The 22,115-nt window shown below is 46.4% G+C and carries 14 protein-coding genes; 2 read left to right on the forward strand and 12 right to left on the reverse strand.

The window, feature by feature from the left end; all coding sequences use genetic code 11:
- Positions 1-5: 5 nt before the first annotated feature.
- From CKQ84_RS00970 to CKQ84_RS00985, 4 genes are all read right to left on the reverse strand, one after another.
- Positions 6-356, reverse strand: a complete 351-nt coding sequence (locus tag CKQ84_RS00970) for a hypothetical protein (RefSeq protein WP_254053158.1) — start codon at positions 354-356, stop codon at positions 6-8.
- A gap of 112 nt (positions 357-468) precedes the next feature.
- Entirely contained in the window at positions 469-936 is a 468-nt protein-coding gene (locus CKQ84_RS00975) for a DUF6386 family protein (RefSeq protein ID WP_251071031.1), read from the reverse strand.
- Positions 937-1,057: 121 nt separating this feature from the next.
- The gene (locus tag CKQ84_RS00980; RefSeq protein WP_105249777.1) at positions 1,058-2,569 is read right to left on the reverse strand and encodes a hypothetical protein; all 1,512 of its coding nucleotides are present in this window, start codon (positions 2,567-2,569) and stop codon (positions 1,058-1,060) included.
- Positions 2,570-2,957: 388 nt separating this feature from the next.
- On the reverse strand, positions 2,958-4,313 hold the full coding sequence (locus tag CKQ84_RS00985) for an MATE family efflux transporter (protein WP_105249778.1): 1,356 nt from the start codon (positions 4,311-4,313) through the stop codon (positions 2,958-2,960).
- A 400-nt stretch (positions 4,314-4,713) separates the two neighbouring features.
- On the opposite strand from CKQ84_RS00985, the gene CKQ84_RS00990 reads away from it, so the two are divergent.
- Positions 4,714-6,255, forward strand: coding sequence for an MFS transporter (locus CKQ84_RS00990; protein WP_028760700.1), 1,542 nt, complete (start codon positions 4,714-4,716; stop codon positions 6,253-6,255).
- Positions 6,256-6,355: 100 nt separating this feature from the next.
- On the opposite strand, the gene CKQ84_RS00995 is transcribed toward CKQ84_RS00990, so the two are convergent.
- Entirely contained in the window at positions 6,356-6,880 is a 525-nt protein-coding gene (locus tag CKQ84_RS00995) for a DUF3087 domain-containing protein (protein ID WP_105252968.1), read from the reverse strand.
- A gap of 384 nt (positions 6,881-7,264) precedes the next feature.
- Between CKQ84_RS00995 and CKQ84_RS01005 the strand changes: the two genes are divergently transcribed.
- Entirely contained in the window at positions 7,265-8,026 is a 762-nt protein-coding gene (locus CKQ84_RS01005; protein WP_105249780.1) for an ABC transporter substrate-binding protein, read from the forward strand.
- A gap of 78 nt (positions 8,027-8,104) precedes the next feature.
- Here CKQ84_RS01005 and CKQ84_RS01010 read toward each other — a convergent pair whose 3' ends face one another.
- The 7 genes from CKQ84_RS01010 to glgX all read right to left on the reverse strand — a co-directional run bounded on the left by CKQ84_RS01010 (position 8,105) and on the right by glgX (position 22,114).
- Positions 8,105-9,211 (reverse strand): GTP-binding protein, encoded by a 1,107-nt coding sequence (locus CKQ84_RS01010; RefSeq protein WP_105249781.1) that lies wholly within the window; start codon positions 9,209-9,211, stop codon positions 8,105-8,107.
- Between the two features lie 252 nt (positions 9,212-9,463).
- On the reverse strand, positions 9,464-10,882 hold the full coding sequence (locus tag CKQ84_RS01015) for a DEAD/DEAH box helicase (protein ID WP_105249782.1): 1,419 nt from the start codon (positions 10,880-10,882) through the stop codon (positions 9,464-9,466).
- A gap of 129 nt (positions 10,883-11,011) precedes the next feature.
- Positions 11,012-14,059 (reverse strand): EAL domain-containing protein, encoded by a 3,048-nt coding sequence (locus tag CKQ84_RS01020; RefSeq protein ID WP_105249783.1) that lies wholly within the window; start codon positions 14,057-14,059, stop codon positions 11,012-11,014.
- 128 nt (positions 14,060-14,187) lie between these two features.
- On the reverse strand, positions 14,188-15,807 hold the full coding sequence (locus CKQ84_RS01025) for a glycogen synthase (RefSeq protein ID WP_105249784.1): 1,620 nt from the start codon (positions 15,805-15,807) through the stop codon (positions 14,188-14,190).
- A gap of 103 nt (positions 15,808-15,910) precedes the next feature.
- The gene (gene glgC, locus CKQ84_RS01030; protein ID WP_006085131.1) at positions 15,911-17,173 is read right to left on the reverse strand and encodes a glucose-1-phosphate adenylyltransferase; all 1,263 of its coding nucleotides are present in this window, start codon (positions 17,171-17,173) and stop codon (positions 15,911-15,913) included.
- Positions 17,174-17,366: 193 nt separating this feature from the next.
- Positions 17,367-19,901, reverse strand: a complete 2,535-nt coding sequence (locus CKQ84_RS01035) for a glycogen/starch/alpha-glucan phosphorylase (RefSeq protein WP_105249785.1) — start codon at positions 19,899-19,901, stop codon at positions 17,367-17,369.
- A gap of 17 nt (positions 19,902-19,918) precedes the next feature.
- Positions 19,919-22,114 (reverse strand): glycogen debranching protein GlgX, encoded by a 2,196-nt coding sequence (gene glgX / locus CKQ84_RS01040; protein WP_173913132.1) that lies wholly within the window; start codon positions 22,112-22,114, stop codon positions 19,919-19,921.
- Between the last annotated feature and the right edge of the window lies 1 nt (position 22,115).

A 22,115-nucleotide genomic window follows, 5' to 3' on the forward strand; every position in this document is an offset into this window, starting at 1 on the left:
TGGATTCAACAAACCATGAGGTCATGATAGCCATGAATAACAATAAACTGATCGTCTTCAATTAGTGGTAACTGGCCGAGTTGCTGTAATCTGATTTTTAATTCAGCAAGCAGAAATACATTGTCATCCGCCAAACCGGCGGGAAAAACGGTTTTCGCAATTCTAATCGCGTTAATGGATTTATAGCGAATACACCTTTGCACAAAAAGACAATCAATAGCCATGATCTCGGATAACACTTGATTTGAGGCTTCATAATCGAGAGGAAAGTCCTCTTCACCGACCAACTGTAGTTGCAAATACACAGGACGAGAAGCTAACAGCGTCATACATTCGCGCCATTTAGTATTATTCATCATAGAACTCATAATGTTAAATTGCTTTTTTACCCCTGATGATTAACAAGTTACCTTTGGTGTTTAACAGCCCGTATAGGGATTAAAAATGGTAGCGAATAAAGTAAGCCGCTTAAAGTAATGGGCTAGACGTAAACTCGTTTAGTACATCTTCTGAGGTTGACTCATATTCAACCACCAGTTTATGGGGTGTAAGCCGATACACTCTCACCTCAATATTCCCTCGCACAGCATAAATTAAAGCGCCGCCATAGGTTGTTTCAGGCCCAAGATCTCCTGCTGGAACTTGCTCGGCGGCGCCAATATACAGGCACCCTGACAATACTGTTAAGTTTGCAGAGAGATAATTCGAATTGAGCCCAGCCTCACCTAGCTTACGGAAAATTTCAACCTCATAACAGCCATCGGCGCCAAGTCCTACGAATAGCACATGACCTTGATTGATTTCCAAAATTTCGTCACTCGGCACAGACCACCAATCAGCCGTATCTTCACAGCGATGAGTTAATGCCGCGGGATCAAATATCGCCATTGTGGCGGTATCTGTGTCAAACCGAGTTGTTGTATAGGGTTTACTCATCATCCTTGCCCACTAACAGAAATGATTCTGACTACCTGTTTTATCCTTGATAACTCCAAACCTAAAATAGAAAAATCGCCATAATTTTAGGCCGTTACTACCACTTACTTACAACAATCCTTTACATAAAGGCTTTAGTGAACGCTTCCTTCGACTGGCGAATGTAGTTACGGGCGCTTTTGGCGTGCTGCTCCCACACGGCGCGATCGCTAGGATCGGTAAAGGGGTTTTGCTCGGCGGCAATTGAGCGCTCAAATTTGTCGTAGAAGGTCAGCATGGCCGAAGTGATCTGATTAAAACGTTCCTTGAACTCTTGAAATTCATCAATCTTCTCAGTGGTTTTAATCATGTACTGCACTAACTCTGCATTGCTGTTCGAAGCCAATAGCGCCTCAGCTTTAGCACTGATATTGGCACTCGCCTCGGCAATCACCAACGCTCGTGCCTGCTCGTCTTTACTCATCACTCGGCTGTAATTTTCAGGTGTGCGGGCAATACTGGCATGCTGTAAGTAACTGCGCAGATGCTTGTCGAGGTCCTTACGGAAATTATCTAAGTTCTTCTGCATACTGACTAAATCATTGTCGAGTGCAGTGACTTGTTGCAGTTCTTTTTCGATTTCAGACATAAACCGTTCGGCCTGCTGATAAATTTTCAGGCCATTTTCTTCAGCAAACTTTTTATCACTACGGCTTAAGTCACTGTTGTCATAATTAGAGCGATCAAAAGTCGCAGCTAAGAATGACTTAAAGGGTTCGGCAAAGGCGGAATACGCACCGGCACTGACCACGTTTAAGGTGGCAGTAGCTAAGTCACCAAAGGGTTTCACCATAGAGCCTAAACGCGCCTGTTGGAGAGGCGATGCCACACGTTTAGCGTCAGTTAAAACCGACCTAAAGGTGTTATATCCCATAGGGTTAGACATTTTATTGCGCTCAGACGTCGCCAACACAAAGGTGATACTTGAATAAATAGCATTCGAGTACTCGAGGTATTGTCTTTGGCTCTCGAGCTGGGCGGCATAATTTTTACCTAAAGTACGAAATGACTCAGACTGCACTTCGTAATTCTTATCAGCTTTCAGCTTATCTAAAATCCCGCCGATAATTTTCTGCTCATTTTTTTGCAGGGCCATATCAAGGCGAATTTTGCCTAAGCTCAAATCGTCCAAACTGATAGGGCCATTAATGGCCTCAATATCGAGACGGATATATTGGCGACTCGGATCATCAATAGACACTCGGTGTGCTAAATATTCGTTAGCCCCAGGGGTGATATCGATTAAAGCAACATGCTGCCACTGGGCATCGAGCTTTAATACCGGAGAGGTCAATACATTGATTCGATATTGGGTTTGAGTATTCTGGGTTTTGACCCAAAACTCTAATAGACCCGCTTCAGAAATAGGGTACTTACTGACGATACTGCTATTGCCTTCGACGCAAAGCAGCGCACTTTCACCTGTGTGAGGTTCAGCGCCTTCAAATTGACAACCCATGATCCACGACCAAGGTTGAGATAAACGATTGCCTTCGAAGTCGCTGGCAAACACTAACTCATTCTCTTTGGCACAGGCATTAACTGTCGTTAACACGCCAAGCAACAGCATAGAAATGACTGCAGTGGTGCGCATAAGGGCCTCATAAAACATAAATTACTAAAATCAACGAGCGAGTCATTCGGCTCAATACCCAGTCATATCAACAATCAATCGACCCAAAAGCCTAAGCGAACTCAGTCTGTTAATTGAGGGCTATAGCCTCGGCTCAACAGCACGCTTGGATAAGTCATTTTTGATTGCAGATTAAACCAGCGAAATGTACCAGAGGCCATCATCCCACGCTAGCCCTAAGTCATGTTTAACGACGAAAGATATGTAGGCAATTACAATCGGGGCCATTAATCACCCCAATTGTAAAATTTACGTAAAACTAAACACTTATGCCCCGGCTAAAGGTTACTTGCCTCGCCCCTTGTCTTGTCAATAAATCAGGCGAAACCAATACAAACCAAAGCAAGGATTAATGCAGACGTGCCTCGACTCGCTTCATGGCGTAAAACATCCATATCGTCAAGATAGTGCTACAGGTCGCGAGCGACACCCACACACCAATCACGCCGAACGCCCATGCAAAGCAGTAGATGATCGCAGCGATAAGAATAAGCTTAGCGCCCGTCAGCATAGAAGCTTGTTTCGAACAGTTAATAGCTTGGAAGAAACTCGCACCGACTAAGATTAAGCCTTCCATAGGCAAGCCCCAAAAATACCAGCGCATACCTTCAATCGCCACTGGTGTTAAATTCGGATTATCACCGGCAAACAAATACACTAACCATTCAGGGCGAGAATAAATCAGCGCTAAACCTAAAGCTGCGGTGAGTAACGTCATACCAAAGGCAATATTGCGCGCTTGTTTAACCCTATCGAAACGCCCAGCTCCCGCGTTGAAGCTATAAATAGGTTGAGTTCCAAGCGCAATGCCCTCAAAAATCAGATAGAAAAATGCTTCGGTGTAACTCACCACACCATAGGCGGCCACATGTAATGGGCCGCCAACCCACAAAAAAGCCGTATTATGCAGGGTTAACACTATCGACAAATAGAGATTCATCAAAAAGCTGGGGAAACCAACGCGGGCTATATTAAGGCAATTATCGAGCTTGAGCTTCATCTGCTCAAAAGTGATTTTAAGCTGAGTGTGCGGACTGAAAAAATGCTGCAAACACAAAAGCCCCGTTACCGCCTGCGACAACATAGTCGCAATCGCTGCGCCCGCTAAACCAAAGGGGAAAACCACAATAAACAGCCAGTCTAAGAAAGTGTTTAATACACCACCCAAAATCAGCACCCAAGTCACCATGGATGGCCTGCCATCATTACGCAGCAGTGTGGTGAAGGTCATTGAAATTATGGGGAAATGACACAGTGCAAAATACCAGAATAAGTATTCATTAGCATTTTCGAGCATCTCCCCTTGCGCCCCGAGGGCAACCAAAATATCTCGCGAGAATATCCCACCAACAAGGGCAAAAAAGCATCCCGTTAATAAACATAACGTAAAGGCATTACCCAGTAGTTTACGGGCCTTGACTACATTACCTTGGCCAAGATTGATTGACACTAATGCCGCGCTACCCATACCTATCATGGCGCCAATAGCGTATAAAATCGCGCCTACAGGGTAAGCTAGCATCATCCCCGCAAGCCCTGTTTCACCTAAATAGTGGCCAACAAAGATGCCATCAATTGTCACATATACGCCCGTGACCAACATAGAGGCTATGGTGGGTATGGTATAGCGCCAAAAAAGCTTCGCAATCGGCTCCTCGAGCAAGCTCATATCCGCAGGAGCATGATTAGATGTTGTTGCTGTCATTAGCGTTTCTCACAAAAAGGGGGGCTAGAGTCGTATCTATCTAGAAAAATGATCGGGTGAACAAAAATGCGACAATGGATTGTACCTAAAAATAGCGAGAACTCAAAGCATGTTCATTGTGAATAATTAACAATAAAGATTAATCATCACAATGACTTAAGAATAAACAGTCCAATTTCAGCCAAATGACAAACTCAGTACAGTTCAATAACAGATGTGGGTTAATTCATCATTTTCTGCTACTTTTTTGGTGTTTAAGGCCGAATTAGGTAAAGTATCCGTTCAAGCAAGCCCATTAACGTATTTAAGCAAGATGAAATCATTAACTTTATAAATTTAAGTTTTTGATAATTAATGGGTTAAACAGAAATAAATTCAATAACAATAATAAGGGAAGGACATGAGTCAGAATAGTCCAAATGCAGGCAACGATCTGCGAGAAGTCAAACAGCTCGGCATGTGGGCCTCCATTACTAGCTTAGGTTATGTGTTTTGGTTAGTTGGCGGTATGGAGTTAGTCGAGCGTATCGCCTACTACGGTGTTAAAGCCAGTGCAGGACTGTATGCTAAGGCGCCAGAGTCTGCGGGCGGCCTTGGGATCAGCCTGAGTGACTACGGCATTATTATTTCCCTCTGGGCGATCATGCAAACCTTTGTGCCCGTTTTCACCGGTGGCATGTCTGACCGAGTGGGCTACAAAGAAACCATCTTCGGCTCCACCATCATTAAAATCTTTGGCTATCTCGTCATGGCATTCTTCCCCAGCTTTTGGGGCTTCCTTGTCGGTGCATTACTCCTTGCCATAGGCACAGGGATATTTAAACCGGGCATTCAAGGCACCTTAGTGCTGTCCACTAATCGCAATAACACTTCAATGGCTTGGGGCATTTTTTACCAAGTTGTAAACATTGGCGGTTTCCTCGGACCCTTAGTTGCCGTGCATATGCGCCAATTGTCGTGGGACAATGTATTTTTCGCCTGCGCCGCAATTATCTCACTCAACTTCTTATTCTTACTCACCTATACCGAGCCTGGTAAAGCTGAGCGACTGGAACGCAATAAGCAAATAAAATCGGGTGAAGTCGAACAAGAATCCCTGTGGCGTGATGCTTGGCGCGAGTTGAAAAAGCCGATTGTAATCTACTATATGCTCGTTTTTTCAGGATTTTGGTTCTTGTTCAATGCCCTATTCGATGTGCTGCCTATCCATATTTCCGAATGGGTCGATACCAGCGTAATCGTCACCTCCCTCTTTGGCAGCGAAGGCACCAGTAACGGCATTCTGCAATTTTGGCTTGGCCTCAATAACGAAGGCACTAAGGTGATGCCCGAAGGCATGCTCAACCTTAATGCGGGCCTGATCATGACCTGCTGTTTTATCGTCGCGGCACTGACGGCTAAATACCGTATCACTACCGCCATGTTTATTGGTTGTTTGCTGAGTATTTTAGCTTTTGTGTTTATCGGTGCTTTCCATGCGGCATGGTTTATCGTATTCGCGATTGCCATGTTCTCCATTGGCGAAATGATGATTAGCCCGAAGAAAAACGAGTTTATGGGTAATATTGCTCCCGAAGGCAAAAAAGCCATGTACTTGGGATTTGTGATGTTGCCCCAAGGGATCGGCTGGGGATTAGAAGGCTACTTTGGCCCTAAACTCTACGAGATTTATGCATCAAAGGAATTGTTTTCGCGGGATTTATTGCTAGAGCGCGGCATGAACAGCACTGAGGTCAGCGCCATTCCCCAAGGTGAAGCCTTTACCACTTTGGTGAGTTACACAGGTGAAAACGCACACGATCTCACCCAACTGCTATACCACAGTCATAACATTGGCATGGCGTGGTACATCATCGCCGCCATAGGGACTATCTCAGCGGTAGGAATTTACATCTATGGTAAGTGGTTACTCACACTACAAAGAGCCCAGCAAGCCGCCTAAGTGAAACTCGCTGACCTCATTCTGGGCAAGGACGACAAAGAAAAGACAAGGGCTAGATGATGGCAAGGTGAAGAGCGATCCTCATCTTGCCTCATCAGTATCAGAAAGGACGCGTCAGCAACTCAGGCGTAAATTGTTCGGGCGACAGCAATAAACCTAAGCTCTCGATTTGTGCATTCAAACGATTGAGATCTTGAGTCAGCGCTGGCAAGGTCAGCGTATTATCATCGAGTTCATACACTTGCCTTAAACTCGTGTAATAAAACAGCAGTATAATCAAAGCATTCACATCATTTTGCGCCGCAGCGGCTTTAATCTTTATCAACTTACGATAAATACGATTATGGAGCTGCTTCAATTGCCACACATAATAAATTTCACTGAAAAAAGGTCGGTCTTTTAAGTTGTAAATCACGGCGCTACACAGACTCAAACTGAAAATCACGCCTAAGAGATTCAAGTGAAAATTACCTGTTGGCTCACCTGGCACTGGCGTCGCCCCAAACAGCGCAATGAGTCCAGTACCAAAAATCAGTGATAACACGACTAAGCTAACAACTAGAATAACAATGAATAAATTCATGTTTTTACGATACAAGGTTTTATCTATTTCCTGCAGCTTCATAACATCCCGCTCAAATAAACCGCCCAGCATTGGGGTATAAATCAATGAATGGCAGAGCATACCCCAATCCCCTTTATTCGGCCTTAACTGATTTAAACGCATAACGAAAATACATTTCTCCACCCCATCAGTGAATGATACAAACTGAAACCTTTAAGCGTAACTAAGCAGGCTGAGGGATAGGATGATGTATCGATTAAAGATCAACGGCTTAATGTCCTTACGATTAATCTTCCATTTATTTCAAAACATTAAAATGTTAACGTGCAATCAAATCTGGGTAAAATTTGCTAACCTTAACCCTAGTGAATTGCATAACGATATCACCGCTTTTACGAGAGACAGTGTTCTAACCTCCCGCATTCAAACCACACAAGGAATGCCATGATACTCAGCAAAGGCTTTGCACAAGTCGTCCTTTTGGCGCTCAGCAGCCTTTGCTTGACTGCACAGGCTAAAGACCTGCTCGCAGTGGGTTCGAGTTTCAGTCAAATTTTTGAACTACAAGCCAATGGCGAATATACCGGCTTAGGTGTCGATATTTTGAATCGCTTCGCCCAGCAGCAAAGTGTGAACATTCACTATCAAATTACCCCATGGCGCCGCGCTATCTCTATGGTTGAACGTGGCCAAGCGGATATTCTTATTGGTCCCTACGATACCCCAGAGCGTAATGTCAACTTGGTTTTTGCGGCGAAGGCATTTTACCGCGATGATATGGTGTTTTATGCTCGGGCAGACAATGAAATAGTGTGGAATGGCGACTATGCCAGTATTAAAACGCAACGGATTGGAAAAATGCAGGGCTGGAGTTATGGCACACGGTTTACTGAACAAACTAAATCATTAAATATCAATGAATTTGTCGATATTAAAAGTGGCATAGAACGGCTTTCGCGGGGTGATTTAGATTTACTCGCCACCAATAGTCGCAATACCAATGCAGTACTCGCCCAAATCAAAATCCCTAAAGCAATTACGCCAATCATGCCGATAATCGATGTGCGAGACGGCTTTATGGCTTTTCCGAAACAAGCTAAATTTGATCCGCTAAGAACTCGTTTTGACAGCTTCTTCGAGGAGATGATCCAAAATGGCACACTCACGACACTCGGCCAAAAATACCGCGTGACCTTGCCTTACTGATCCGGCCTTACTGTTCCCACCAAATCCGCCCCTCTTATTTTTGCTCACACCTGTAATAAAGAGTGATGGGGAACTCTGTTAGCTAAGACAAGCAATCAACTGCTGCTCAATCTCGTTCCAATTGACGTCGTCCATGGTAATCATTTCTAGTCTGGAATCTAAGGTGTCATCGAGTTCAACCACAGTAAACTCATGGTCAATCCAGTTAAATCCTGCAATTCCATCAGTAGTGATCATCACGGCCTTTAATCTAAGCAACACTTGCCCAACGTTGGATGACTGAGCTTGCCGCTGAATAAAATCCATTAATTTATCAAAATCAAATTCTTGACTCGGTTCAAACACCCAGCCGCAGCTAAAACAACCTTCACCTTGATTCTGCTTTCGCACTATACCGCGATCATCAAAATCAAGTGCGACTTCGATTGCACCTTCGGCAAAGAGGCTCAACTCACTCAAGCGCGAACCACCAGCACGAAACAAGCTTGGGGCAGTCGTCGGTAGGCTGCCCAGCTTTAGGCCCGCGCTAGCATGCCCATTTATATTGAGTGACACGCGCCTTGGTTGGTTAAGATAGTCCAGCAAAGCGCTAGGTAAAGGCTGTTGATTTGAGTGGCTCACTACAGGAATATCAGTACGTTCAATATGGCTTAAATAAGTCTGCAATTCATAGAGTAACTTAGTATTTTCAGCATCATACAAGTCAGACTTAGTTGCGATGATCACATCGGCCACTTGCAACTGTTGAATAAAATTTGCATGTTCACGATAGCGAGGATCGTGGATCTTACGCGCGTCCACCAAACATAGGGTGCTACGCAGTGAAATCACATTCTGATAATGGTGCGCACTCAGTACTTTAATGATTTCATTAGGATGCCCAAGCCCAGTCGGTTCAATCAATAAGCGGTCAGGTTTCGCTTTCGCAATCAACTGATTGATGGCCACTTGTGTCGGTACGCCCGCGGCGCAGCACATACAGCCACCCGCAACCTCACGAATTTGTATACCGTTATCGGAGGAATTCAGTAACCCCGCATCAATGCCGACCTCACCAAACTCATTGACCAGCACAGCCCAAGTTTCATCCGCGGGTTTAGTCGCCAGCAATTGTTTAATCAAAGAGGTTTTACCTACACCTAAAAAACCTGTAATGATATTGGTGGGAATCGCTTTGATAATCATAAGGAAACTCGCTCGAATAGAAAGCTTGGCGCTCGAGTGTAGAAGTATTGGCTTCGAAGCTCAACAAAAAGCGCATCGGTGAGGATGCGCTTTTAGAATAGCGACAGGCTATGTAGCAAAATATGCAACTGACTATTCAACAGCCTAATCAACAGTCAAATCAACAAACTAGGTAACCGTTAAACGGCTAAGCTAATAGGCACTTTGCACTTATTAGCCTTGATTGTTGGGCTTAGCTTATTTTGACTTAGCCTATTTTGACTTATTTGTGCGAGAGCCAAAACCTGACTTATTGCTCACCAAATTCGACTTAGGTTTAGTTGCATTAAACGGCTTACCTGAGCCAGAAGCTGGCTTAGCACGGCTAGAGGATTTCTCACCACCAGCCTTGCTGTCCTGCGCTTTACCTTTCGCGTACTTGCCCTGACGAGACTGACCAATAGTACGATCCTGCGGCGCCTTATGGCTCCACTTTCCAATAGGCTTAATCGGTGCCGCGGGCGCATCACGGTAACGGGCAGGCAAAGGCGTGCCTTCTTCATAACCCGGTTGTACCGACACGGGCAGTTTCTGCTCAATCAAAGCTTCAATTTCAGCGAGCATTTCATCGTCAGAAGGTGAAACAAACGAAATCGCGCGACCCGTTAATCCCGCACGGCCAGTACGACCAATACGATGGATATAGTCTTCGGCGAGGAAAGGTAATTCAAGGTTGATCACCATAGGCAAGGCATGAATGTCTAAACCACGAGCGGCCACATCGGTCGCCACCAGCACCCGCAATTTACCGGCTTTAAACTCTTCCAACACCCGATTACGGGCGCCTTGTGTTTTATCGCCGTGGAATACACCTGCGGCTATGCCATCCAGCTTTAATTCTTGTAATAAATGCTCGGCGCTTTCTTTCGTGCTGGCAAACACCAGCACTTGGCGCCAATTGTTGCGGCCAACGAGTTCTGACAACAGCTCGGCTTTGCGACGTTTATCAACTCGATAGACTTCCTGCACAACTGTGGATGCGGTAGTCGTGTCAGCAACATTCACCCACTGAGGTTCATTCAGCATTTTCTCGGCGAGTTGTTTGACTGCATCGCTATATGTGGCTGAAAACAACATGGTTTGATGCTGCGGCGCAATTAAGCGTTTCACTTTTTCAATGTCGCGCACAAAACCCATGTCTAACATACGGTCGGCTTCGTCGATCACTAATGTGGTAACGCTCGACAAATCTAACTGGAATTGGCCAATAATGTCGAATAAACGACCAGGAGTTGCCACCAAAATATCAACGCCCTGCTCTACCCCTTTACGCTGGGGATTCATGTTGGCGCCACCGTAAACCGCTAAGGTTTTCAGTGGTAGGAACTGGCTGTATTTTTGGATATTTTCGCAGACTTGAATCGCAAGTTCGCGGGTTGGCGTCATCACCAACGCGCGTAAAATCGGTTTATCATTGCTATCGCTTGTTAAAGACTCAGCCGCCAACTTTTCAAGTACAGGCAGAGCAAAGGAAGCCGTCTTACCTGTCCCCGTTTGGGCGCAGGCCATAATGTCTTTGCCTTCAAAGGCAAGCGGGATCACTTTCTCTTGCACTTGAGTGAGTTGCTGATAGCCACACTCAGTTATCGCATTCAAAATAGGAGAAGATAAACCGAGTGTTTCAAATTTCATAGGGACTCTTTAGCTAAGTAGTAAAACTTTGATGCGAGGTGATACTCAATGCCCCAACGCGGGGCCGCGGAGTCTAGCAAAATCCGCGGCGTTTTTATAGGCAATTATCGCCACTAAGTTAATATCTCCTCAGACATGGGAGACTAAAAGCGGATCCTGTAAGTATTTTCGGCTAAATTCACCCGCAGGCACAGGTCTTGAGAACAAGTAACCTTGGCCGTAGTCACAACCAGCAGCCAACAACACTTGGCACTGCGCATCGGTTTCGACACCTTCGGCAATCACCTTCATTCCCAACTTGTGGGCCATCACGATAATCGCCTCGCAGAGAATTTGATCGTTTGAATCGGTATCAATATGGCGGGTAAAAGATTGATCAATTTTAAGATAATCGATATCAAACTTTTTCAAATAGGCAAGTGACGAATAGCCCGTACCAAAATCGTCCAGCGACACTTGCACACCCGCATCGCGGTAGGCCAGTAGTTTTTCGGTCACGCCCATACTGGCATCCAATAACAGGCCTTCGGTAATTTCAACGCACACGCCCGCGCCTGTAATATTAAGATCTTGCAATAACTTCAACCAATCATTGAGCAGCGTGCCTTCATCACGAAATTGGATTGGGGATTTATTGACGCTGATTTGGATTTCAACCCCTAATTCATGACGCCACGCCGCACTCTGGCGAGCGGCTTGCTCGAACACCCAATTGCCGATTTCAACAATCAAGCCGGTGTCTTCTGCCACAGGAATAAACTCAGCAGGCGACACAGCACCACGCTCCGCATGATGCCAGCGGATCAAGGCTTCAGCCTTGGTCACTTCACCCGTTGCTAAGGCAACAATCGGCTGATAATGCAGTTCAAATTCTTTATTCACGACCGCTTGACGTAAGTCTTGGATCAAGCGCATGCGGTATTTGGCGTATTCCTGCATCGATGGGGTGAAATAGTTGAAGCGATTACGCCCTTGATCTTTCGCCGCATACATAGCCTGATCCGCATGCTTGAGAAGCCCTTCAATACTGGTCGAATCATCGGGATATAAAGTAATCCCGATACTGACGCTGATATAAGCGGTTTCTTCCCCTAACACATAGGGTTCGGCAATTCTTCGCAAAATATTCTCGGCGACGCGCTCAATCCCCTTATGGTCTTCCATCGAACTTAACACCACAGTAAATTCATCGCCGCCAAGACGCGCTACGACGTCGGCATCACGCACACAGGATTTCAATCGACTCGCGGTTTCTATCAACAGTAAATCGCCCATGGCATGGCCTAAGGTGTCATTCACTTCTTTAAAGAAATCTAAGTCCAAGAACAATAAGGCAAAGTGGTTGCGATTGCGGTCGGCATTTTTCACTTCACTGCTTAAATACTCCAACAACATGCGCCGATTAGGCAACCCCGTCAGCGTATCGTAGTTAGCTTGTTTCCAAATCAGATGCTCATTTTGCTTCTTATCGGTAATGTCTGAGAACAGGGCAACACGTCGATAGGGATGGCCTTCTTTATCATTAATCGTATTGATGGTTAACCAGATGACATATTCCTCGCCATTTTTGCGCCGCTGCCACATTTCCCCCTGCCATTGGCCTTTCTCGCGGATATCATTATTCATTTTGGTGTAAAAATCGCGGCCATTGAGGTCACAATAAAGCAGCCGAATATGTTGGTCCCGCACTTCAAATTCGCGATAACCCGTCATCACACTAAAGGCGGCGTTGACGGTAATAATCACACCCTTTTCATCGAGGACACTCATGGCTTCTGAACTGTTATCGTAAACCAGTGCCGACAACTTTAAGGATTCTTCGATAAGTTTTGCGTCGGTAATATCGGTATAGGTTCCGCACATACGCAGAGCATTGTTGTTTGCATCTCTGCTCACGACTTTACCCGTATCAAGGATCCACCGCACCTTACGGTTTACGGTATTTAAGCGGTACTCCATCTTATGTTGCGCCGTTTCGCCACGAATATGGGCCTCAATCGAATGCAGCACTTTAGGCCTGTCTTCGGCGACTATCGCATCCATCCATTGGCGACTATTAGCGTTGAGCATATCAACATCGCAGCCAAGAATATCGGCACTGCGGGCGTTACGTTCAATGCGGTCATTGCGAATATCCCAATCCCACACCCCAAGATCGCTACTGCTTAACACCAGTTCGAGTTGCTCACGGCTAGCGAGCACCTCTTGGTCAGCAATGGCCTGTGAGGTGATATCTAAATATCCAGCAATAACAAGCAACACGGCATTATTACCACCGCGCTTACAGGCGACTGTCATATGGGTGTAAACCACGCTACCGTCTTTAACGATAAAACGTTTATCCATCTCGTAATTATCGATATCCCCCCGCAGCATAAGCTCAAATTTCAGGGCATCCGCTTCTAAATCATCGGGATGAGTAATTTGTGCCCACGTCATCCGTAACAATTCAGCTTCTGAATACTTGAGCATTTGACATAACCGTGGATTCACCTTTATCCACTTTTGATCTATCCCCGTTATTGCAATACCAATATTGCCCGCGTTGAATTGGCTCCGAAAAAGAAAATCATCCTGCAGACGAATTTGTTCATCACGCTCTAATTCAAAACGTCGCGATAACAAGCGGCTCAATAGCCAAGTCGCTATCGGGAAAATGGTCAATACTGGGAGGGTCACTTTGGCGAGCAATGGCATTGCTATGCCATCGGGTAAAAATAAGAACCACAACAACATCACGATATGAACTGTATAGGCAAAGAGAAAAATTTCTCCACCTGAAATATTGGCTAACAGAGACTTACGATATTGACGCCAGATCACCCCGATTAACCCGGATGACACTATCACGCCGACGCCAATCCATATACCAGCGCCACCGATACTGATGCGATACAGCGCCGTCATCACGACAGCAACTAAGGTAGGTAAACCACCGAAAAATAGACCAGAAATACAGAGAATAACCGAACGGGTATCAAAGAAAACGCCAGGCAAATATACCCAAGGCGTACTCATAATAGTGATACCAATACCACCGATGAGCATCCCAATAATGATGCGCCACAGTAAAAAATACTGCCGCTGGTGTTTTTTAGGGATCACATCGTACAAAAATACCAACGCCAGCAATAAAGCCGCATTTTGTACTAACGGAAAGAGAATACCTTTATCCATAACTCAGAGAGCGACTCCAAAAATGAGGGGGCTTGATACCATTTTAACATTCCCCCACAAGTGTAGCAGAATCACTTAGAAATCATGCGTTAATTCCTTTTGCCGCATCACACTTTGGACTTACCACATTACATTTTGCAATAGAGTTGTTGACGATATTGCTCTGCAATAGAATGCCAGTCAAAACGCTGTGCCATGGCCGCAGCACGCACTTGTGGCCATGTTTTCCCCTCGAAACAAGCAATGGCTTGCGTCAACCTTTGCAAAAACGCTTCGGCTTGCTCATTTAAGCTATTGCCGTTAAAAGCAAAACCATTAACGCCATCCTCAACGGTATCCTTTAAACCGCCTACACTATGCACTAAGCATGGCTGTCCCGCGCGCATGGCCAACATTTGACTGATGCCACAGGGCTCAAAGGAGCTTGGCATCAAAAATAGATCGCCATGCTGATACAGCGCTTCGGATAACGCCTCGTTGTATCCTTGCAAAAATAATAGGTTATCGTATTTAGCCCCTAACGCTTGGAAAGACTTAGCAATGGATGCATCGCCACTGCCGAGTAAAATCAGCAGTGCCGTTGGTTTTGTATGCTTCAACGCGTTAAGTAAGGTTTCAAGCACAGATAAACCCGAGGGCAATTGATGGCGCAGCAATAATACTTTTTGATCGGTCAAACGGCCCACCGAAGTCAATAACAGACTCGGTACTTGCTCCGCCATTGCTTGACGCCAATAGGCTAGGGTGCGGGCAAAAGCAATCATGTCCACGCCACTCACTTGCGTTTGATGCCCCTGCCATTGCACTAACGCAGTTTCAATCGCACTGAGCAATTGCTTGAACTCGGGTACTTGAATACGCGCAGGTGGCTTAGCGGGTAAATCCGATACTGACGAATATACACAGCCATTTAAAATCCCCACCACTTTGCCGTCATTGGCCTTGGCCTGTAAGTCTTGCTCTAACCCTTCACCACCAAAAAATCCCGCTTCGGGTTTGGAGGGCTGCAACACTTCCTTGGCATAACTGGGTGAGACTAAATGCACTTTGTCGCTCAGCACTATGCCCATGCGCATAGGGTTAACACAGTAGGGATAACGGGGATCGGTGATCAGCTGTTTTTGCCCCTGCGTCAAAGTGGCAAACAGCTCGGGAAACCAAGCCGCAAAGGAGGATGAATCTTGGCTTAAGGGACGTATCCCCTGCAGTGCAAGATTGTGGATAGAGAACACACACTCAATTTCTTTGAGAACACTGAACTCAGGCACGAATGCTCTTAACATGGCTAAGCAGCCCGCATGCCAGTCATGTAAATGCAGCACAGTCGGCATAGGCACTCTACCAGTAACTAATGCTGTCGCGACGCTCGCGCAAAGGAAAGCAAACTTAGTCGCATCGTCGGCGAAAGGACGCTCGGCACTGCCTTGGCTATAAATCTGCCCAGGTACGGATTGCCATAATGCATGTTCGAGCAGATAAATCATCGCCTCTGGCACATGGGGATGGGGCATGGCAAACACATGCACCCGCTCCAATCGACCACCAAAGGCCACAGTTAACTCACCCAGATCTTGGGGGTGATTCGCTACCGCAGTTAAAAAGCCATAGCTTGGCATGATCACATCGGCGCACAAATCAACACCTGCCAGAGCGGCAGGTAAATCACGGATGACATCCGCCATACCGCCAACCTTGGCGCCCGCAAGGGCACCGTTTTCAGCCGCGACCATCAAAATGCGTTGTTTCAATTAATTGGATACTCCCGCTACTTCAACTGTGCAGCTTTTATTAAGCTGCCTATACCTAAGCCATTTTTACTTTAATGATCAATTTACTTTAATGATCAAAGCACTATTCATAGCCTACAGGCAAACCTAGCATGTCACGGGTCACTAAAGTCACGCCTTTTTCGGACACCCTAAAGCCTTTAGCTCTGTCGTGATCATGGTTATAACCTATCACCATGCCTTCGGGAATAATGCAGCCACGGTCAAGTATCGCATTCTTGATTTTGCAATGGCGCAGCACGACTACATCGGGTAGCACTACTGAATCTTCAACTAACGAATAAGAACAAACGCGCACTTCGTTAAACAATACACTACGGCGCACTGTCGCCCCCGAAATAATACAACCGCCCGAAACAATCGAGTCCAACGCCATACCGCGTCTATCATCGTCATCAAACACAAATTTAGCGGGTGGTAATTGTTCTTGGAAAGTCCAAATTGGCCATTTCGCATCGTACAAATTCAGTGCTGGCGTAGGCGATAACAGTTCCATATTCGCTTGCCAGAAAGAGTCTAGCGTACCCACATCGCGCCAATAGGCTTGCTCATTTGGGAAAGCACTCTTAAAGGGATAGGCGAACACATTATGTTTTTCGATGATCGCAGGAATAATATCCTTACCAAAATCGCGATCTGAGCTTTCGTTTAAGGCATCTTTCTTGAGCTGGTCAAACAAAAACTCTGTGTTAAACACATAGTTGCCCATAGATGCTAAACACATTTCAGGATTACCCGGAGAATGCTTAGGTTGCAGCGGCTTTTCTTCAAAGCCTAAAATGCGCATCTCTTCATCGACTTCCATCACCCCAAACGAACCCGCAGCTTCGGCAATCGGCACTTCAAGGCAAGAGACAGTCATATCTGCACCCGACTCGGCATGGGCAGCTAATAACCCAGCATAATCCATGCGATACACGTGATCGCCAGACAACACCATCACGTATTTAGGCAGCTCGTGGCGAATGATATCGATATTTTGAAATACCGCATCGGCCGTGCCTTGGTACCAGTTTTCCGAATAGCGTTGTGAAGCGGGTAAAATCTCCACCGACTCGCCCAGCTCCTTCTTAAAATGGCCCCAACCGCGCATCACATGGCGGATCAAGGAATGCGACTTGTACTGAGTCACAACCCCGACACGACGAATACCCGAGTTGATACAATTTGAGAGCGGGAAATCGATAATACGAAACTTACCACCGAAATACAGTGCAGGTTTAGCACGCCAATCCGTGAGTTCATGCAAGCGAGACCCGCGCCCACCAGCTAAAATCAACGCATAGGTTTCACGAGTTAAATTACTGATATAACGAACATTAGACATAGGCTCTTACTCCGAAATCGGCAAACTGATTGCCCATAAATGGCTTATCGATACGGCAGACACTGCCGTACTCCCCTGAGTATTTCTCACTTGCATTCCCCATTCCTTCCATTGATTACTGCATTCCTTTCAAACACTTAACCTTCTATACTAGTCAGCTATAACAAGAGACTTATAACCAAGAGCCCAGCCCTTACAGTTTCCAAATTTCATCGCGATAACCCGCGATCGTCACATCACTCGAAAAACGTCCGCTGGCGGCGGTATTGCGAATACTCATCTGCGTCCACACCTGCGGATCTTTATAGGCCCGCGCCACGGCTTCTTGCACGACTCGATAACTGTCAAAGTCGGCGGCCGTCATCCATTGATCGTCGCTACTTTCGATGGCGGCAATAATGGGATCGAAAATCCCCGGCTCCAGCAGATTGAAGTGACCACTTTTGAGTAACTTCATCACCTCAGATAACGCCGGTGAATCATCAATAATACTGCGTGGATGATAGTGACTACGTACCTGCGAGACCTGCTCCGCATTGAGTCCAAACAGGAAGAAGTTCTCAGAGCCCACTTCCTCTAACATCTCGATATTGGCGCCATCCATAGTGCCGATTGTCAGGGCGCCGTTCATCATGAACTTCATATTGCCCGTGCCCGATGCCTCTTTGCCCGCGGTTGAAATTTGCTCGGACAAATCAGTCCCCGGACAGATTTTTTCCATGGCGCTGACGTTGTAGTTTGGTAAGAAAGCAAAGCGTAGGTAAGGCGTCACCATAGGATCGGAATTGACCATATGAGCAACATTGCTGGCGAGCTTGATGATCAACTTAGCCATAAAGTAACCGGGCGCCGCTTTACCGCCGATCAATACACAACGTGGCACCATGTTTTCGGTGTGGCCTTGCTGGATCTGATGATAGAGATGAATCACATGCAATATGTTGAGTAACTGACGTTTATATTCGTGAATACGCTTCACTTGCACGTCAAACAGCATAGCCGGATCGAACTCAACCCCACATTCCTTAACAATCATCTTAGCCAGCAAAGCCTTGTTGGCTTGCTTCACATCACGCCATTTTTGGATAAACGCATTGTCCTGTGTGAGAACATTGAGCGCCGTTAACTGGCTTAAGTCTGTCACCCATTCTTGACCTAAATGGGCAGTCAGTAACTTAGCTAAGGCAGGGTTACAATGGGCAAGCCAACGCCTTGGCGTCACACCATTAGTGCGGTTATTAAACTTATGCGGCCACAACTCATAGAAATCCTTAAACAACCCAGATTTGAGTAGTTGCGTGTGTAAACCCGCAACACCGTTGACCGAGAAACTCGCCACAATCGCCAAATACGCCATGCGCACATGGGGATGTGGACCATCTTGAATAATTGACATACTCGCCAATTTCTCACTATTTCCTGGCCAATGGTGGGCGACTATATCTAAGTAACGGGCGTTGATTTCATAAATAATTTCTAAGATGCGTGGCAACATTTGCGCCATCATACGCACGGGCCAACGCTCTAATGCTTCAGGCAACAGGGTATGGTTAGTGTAAGCCATGGTCTGACTGGTAATCGCCCACGCACTGTCCCATTCCAAACCGTATTCGTCGATCAATAACCGCATCAACTCAGGCACGGCAATGCTAGGGTGAGTGTCATTCAACTGCATGACATTTTTAGCGGCAAACTGCGTAAAATCATGACCATGACGACTCACCCAACGTTTGAGTAAATCCTGCAAGCTAGCGGAGGATAAAAAGTATTGCTGACGTAATCGCAGCTCTTTGCCGTTCTCGCTCGCATCATTTGGATAGAGCACCATAGTGATCTGCTCGGCCAAGTTTTTACGGGCCACCGCTTCCGTGTAGTCGCCTTGGTTAAACTCAGCTAAATCAAAATCATCGGTGGCTTCAGCCTTCCACAATCTCAGGGTATTTACCCGCCCATTGCGATAACCGGGAACTGGCATGTCATAGGCGACGGCGAGCACATCTTGGGTTTCAACCCAAATAATGTGCCTACGGCCTTGTTTATCGACATAGGATTCGGTATGACCAAAAAATGGCACTATTACGTTGTGGGTAGGGACACGCACTTCCCACGGATTACCTTCGCGCAACCAACGGTCAGGGCGTTCAACTTGGTAACCGTCGACTATCTTCTGGGCGAACATGCCATATTCGTAACGTATGCCATAGCCTGTGACTGATAAGTCCATGCTGGCGCAGCTATCGAGGAAACACGCGGCTAATCGACCTAGGCCGCCGTTGCCTAAACCAGCATCATGTTCGGCCTCTTCTAACTCTTCTAGCGATACGGCATAGTTGCTCAAGGCATCACGGCTATCTTGTTGCAAATCTAAACTCAGTAGTGCATTACCTAGTGCTCGGCCCATCAAAAATTCGAGGGATAAATACGCCACTTGCTTGCGCTTAAAATGGCTGTCATCCACTCGAGTCTGACGCCAATTATCTAGCATCTGTTCTTTCACGCTGTAAGCTAACGCTTGAAATAATTCGCAGCTCACGCCTTCGCCACGGCTGAGTCCATAACGTAAATGGCGCTCAAAGGAAGCGGGCAAAGCATCGCAGGGTTCGCAGGGCTCAGTGGCTTTAGACTTAGTCTGACGCTTAGCGGGCGCCTTCTTGCTCGCGGCTTTTGACTGAGCTAGTGTTACTGGTTTTTCGCTGGTATTGGGGCTCAGCTCGCTTTTGTCACTCATAGTTAATTCCTTCATTCCTATAAAATCAAATCAGCATGAAAAAGCATGAGACTACGATCTTGCAGTAAGTATCGCGTCGCAGAGATCTGAACATCCAGCGGCTCAGTTTGGGTATGAATAAGGCATTGCCACGGACTCAAGTGCTCGAAAGTCGGCAGGGTAAAAGCGAGAGGATTGTCGTCGGCATTAACCATCAACAGCAAAGCTTGCTGCTTGCCTTGATCTTCTAAATCACCGGAAAGCACCACAGACAAACTGCGGCACATAGATTCGGTCCACAAGCTCTTGGTCATTTGTTCACCTTGGCGACTAAACCAATCTAATCGAGTACCAATATCGGCTAAGGATTCAGCCAATAACTGTTCGTGAATGAAGCGCTTAGCACATAACAGCGGGAAACGTTTCCGCAGAGCAATAAGCTGTTGAGTAAAGGCCAACAACTCAGTGTCCATGCCCTTTGCCGACCAATCAAACCAGTTCAGTTCATTGTCTTGGCAATAGGCATTATTGTTGCCTTGCTGAGTGCGGCCCGTCTCATCACCGCTCAACAACATAGGCACACCTTGAGATAAAAATAACGTAGTCAATAAGTTACGTTGTTGACGACTGCGAAGTGCCAGAATTGAGCTATCTTCGGTTTCCCCTTCAATCCCATAATGATGGCTGAAGTTTTCTTGGTGACCGTCGCGGTTATCCTCCCCATTTGCCAAGTTATGGCGCTGGGTATAACTCACTAAGTCTTTAAGGGTAAAACCGTCGTGACTGGTTAAAAAATTAAGACTAGTCGCAGGTGGACGGCCACTGTGCTCAAAAAAATCCCCCGAGCCGTGAAAACGCCGAGCAAATTCGGGCAACATGCTGTGATCGCCGCGCCAAAAGCGGCGCATAGTGTCCCTATATCTGTCGTTCCATTCGCTAAAAGCCACGGGGAAATTGCCCAATTGATAACCACCGGGGCCAATATCCCAAGGCTCAGCAATTAATTTCACTCGGCACAAAACAGGGTCTTGCAACAGCGCATCGAAGAAACCTGAGCCGGGATCAAAACCATAGGCTTCGCGACCTAAGCAAGCCGCCAAGTCGAAGCGAAACCCATCGACGCCCATGATTTCTACCCAATAACGCAGCGAATCTAGTACGAGCTGTAACATGCGTGGATGATTGATATTTAAGGTGTTTCCGCAACCCGTATCATTAATATAAAAACGCTTATCATTCGGATGCAGACGGTAATAACTGAGATTATCTATGCCACGAAAACTAAAGGTCGGCCCAAGTCGACTCCCCTCGGCGCTGTGGTTATAGACCACATCGAGGATCACTTCGATACCTGCGCCGTGAAGTGCATCCACCATGGCCCGAAACTCACCAATATTGTCGGATGATAGATAACTCGGCTCAGGGGCAAAAAAGCCGATACTGTTGTAGCCCCAGTAGTTAGTGAGCTTTTTCTCGAGCAAAAATGGCTCAGTGAAAAAGGCCTGTACAGGAAGTAACTCGACACACGTCACCCCAAGTTCGGCCAAATAATCGATAGCCGGCTGAGTCGCTAAACCCGCAAAGGTGGCACGTTTATGGGGTTCAATCTCAGGATGCGCCGCAGTAAAGCCTTTAACGTGCATCTCATAAATGATGCTGCGCTCTAGGGGTTTGGGCTGAAACCTCGTCGCAAGGGGCTGAATCGACTGCTTGGCAGCTATCTCGATTAATGGACGAATGTCCACGACCTTGCATTTTGGCACATGGGCAGCGTTATCTAACTTGCTGAAAGATAAGTCTTCATCCATGTGATTCAGCTCGTAACCATAGTTAGACTCATGGTCGTGATATTCACCGACGAGCTGGCGCGCATAGGGGTCGAGCAATAATTTATTGGGGTTAAATCTGTGACCAAGCTGAGGCTCATAGGAGCCATAAACGCGATAACCGTAGAGTTGCCCCGCCTTAAGCCCTTGCACAAACACATGCCAGATTTGCTGGGTTTGTTCAGTTAACGCAATACGCGCGACTTCTTGCTCGCCATTGTCATCAAATAAACATAACTCAACCGCTGTGGCGTTAGCTGAAAATAACGCAAAATTGACGCCATCGCCCTCAACATTAGCACCGAGCGGAAAAGGCTCACCTACCCCTAACGCCCATTTTTCGCTTTGAAATGGGTGTTTTTTAGCGTCAGGGTTGAGCTTAATATCATCAGCCGTGGGCTTTTGCATG

This window comes from Shewanella sp. WE21 (genome assembly GCF_002966515.1).
Taxonomy (GTDB): Bacteria; Pseudomonadota; Gammaproteobacteria; order Enterobacterales; family Shewanellaceae; genus Shewanella; species Shewanella oncorhynchi.

Coding starts and splice junctions, on each gene's coding strand:
- CKQ84_RS00970 (WP_254053158.1), bottom strand. CDS start 356: ATGAATAATACTAAATGGCGCGAATGTATGACGCTGTTAGCTTCTCGT.
- CKQ84_RS00975 (WP_251071031.1), bottom strand. CDS start 936: ATGAGTAAACCCTATACAACAACTCGGTTTGACACAGATACCGCCACA.
- CKQ84_RS00980 (WP_105249777.1), bottom strand. CDS start 2,569: ATGCGCACCACTGCAGTCATTTCTATGCTGTTGCTTGGCGTGTTAACG.
- CKQ84_RS00985 (WP_105249778.1), bottom strand. CDS start 4,313: ATGACAGCAACAACATCTAATCATGCTCCTGCGGATATGAGCTTGCTC.
- CKQ84_RS00990 (WP_028760700.1), top strand. CDS start 4,714: ATGAGTCAGAATAGTCCAAATGCAGGCAACGATCTGCGAGAAGTCAAA.
- CKQ84_RS00995 (WP_105252968.1), bottom strand. CDS start 6,880: ATGAAGCTGCAGGAAATAGATAAAACCTTGTATCGTAAAAACATGAAT.
- CKQ84_RS01005 (WP_105249780.1), top strand. CDS start 7,265: ATGATACTCAGCAAAGGCTTTGCACAAGTCGTCCTTTTGGCGCTCAGC.
- CKQ84_RS01010 (WP_105249781.1), bottom strand. CDS start 9,211: ATGATTATCAAAGCGATTCCCACCAATATCATTACAGGTTTTTTAGGT.
- CKQ84_RS01015 (WP_105249782.1), bottom strand. CDS start 10,882: ATGAAATTTGAAACACTCGGTTTATCTTCTCCTATTTTGAATGCGATA.
- CKQ84_RS01020 (WP_105249783.1), bottom strand. CDS start 14,059: ATGGATAAAGGTATTCTCTTTCCGTTAGTACAAAATGCGGCTTTATTG.
- glgC (WP_006085131.1), bottom strand. CDS start 17,173: ATGTCTAATGTTCGTTATATCAGTAATTTAACTCGTGAAACCTATGCG.
- CKQ84_RS01035 (WP_105249785.1), bottom strand. CDS start 19,901: ATGAGTGACAAAAGCGAGCTGAGCCCCAATACCAGCGAAAAACCAGTA.
- glgX (WP_173913132.1), bottom strand. CDS start 22,114: ATGCAAAAGCCCACGGCTGATGATATTAAGCTCAACCCTGACGCTAAA.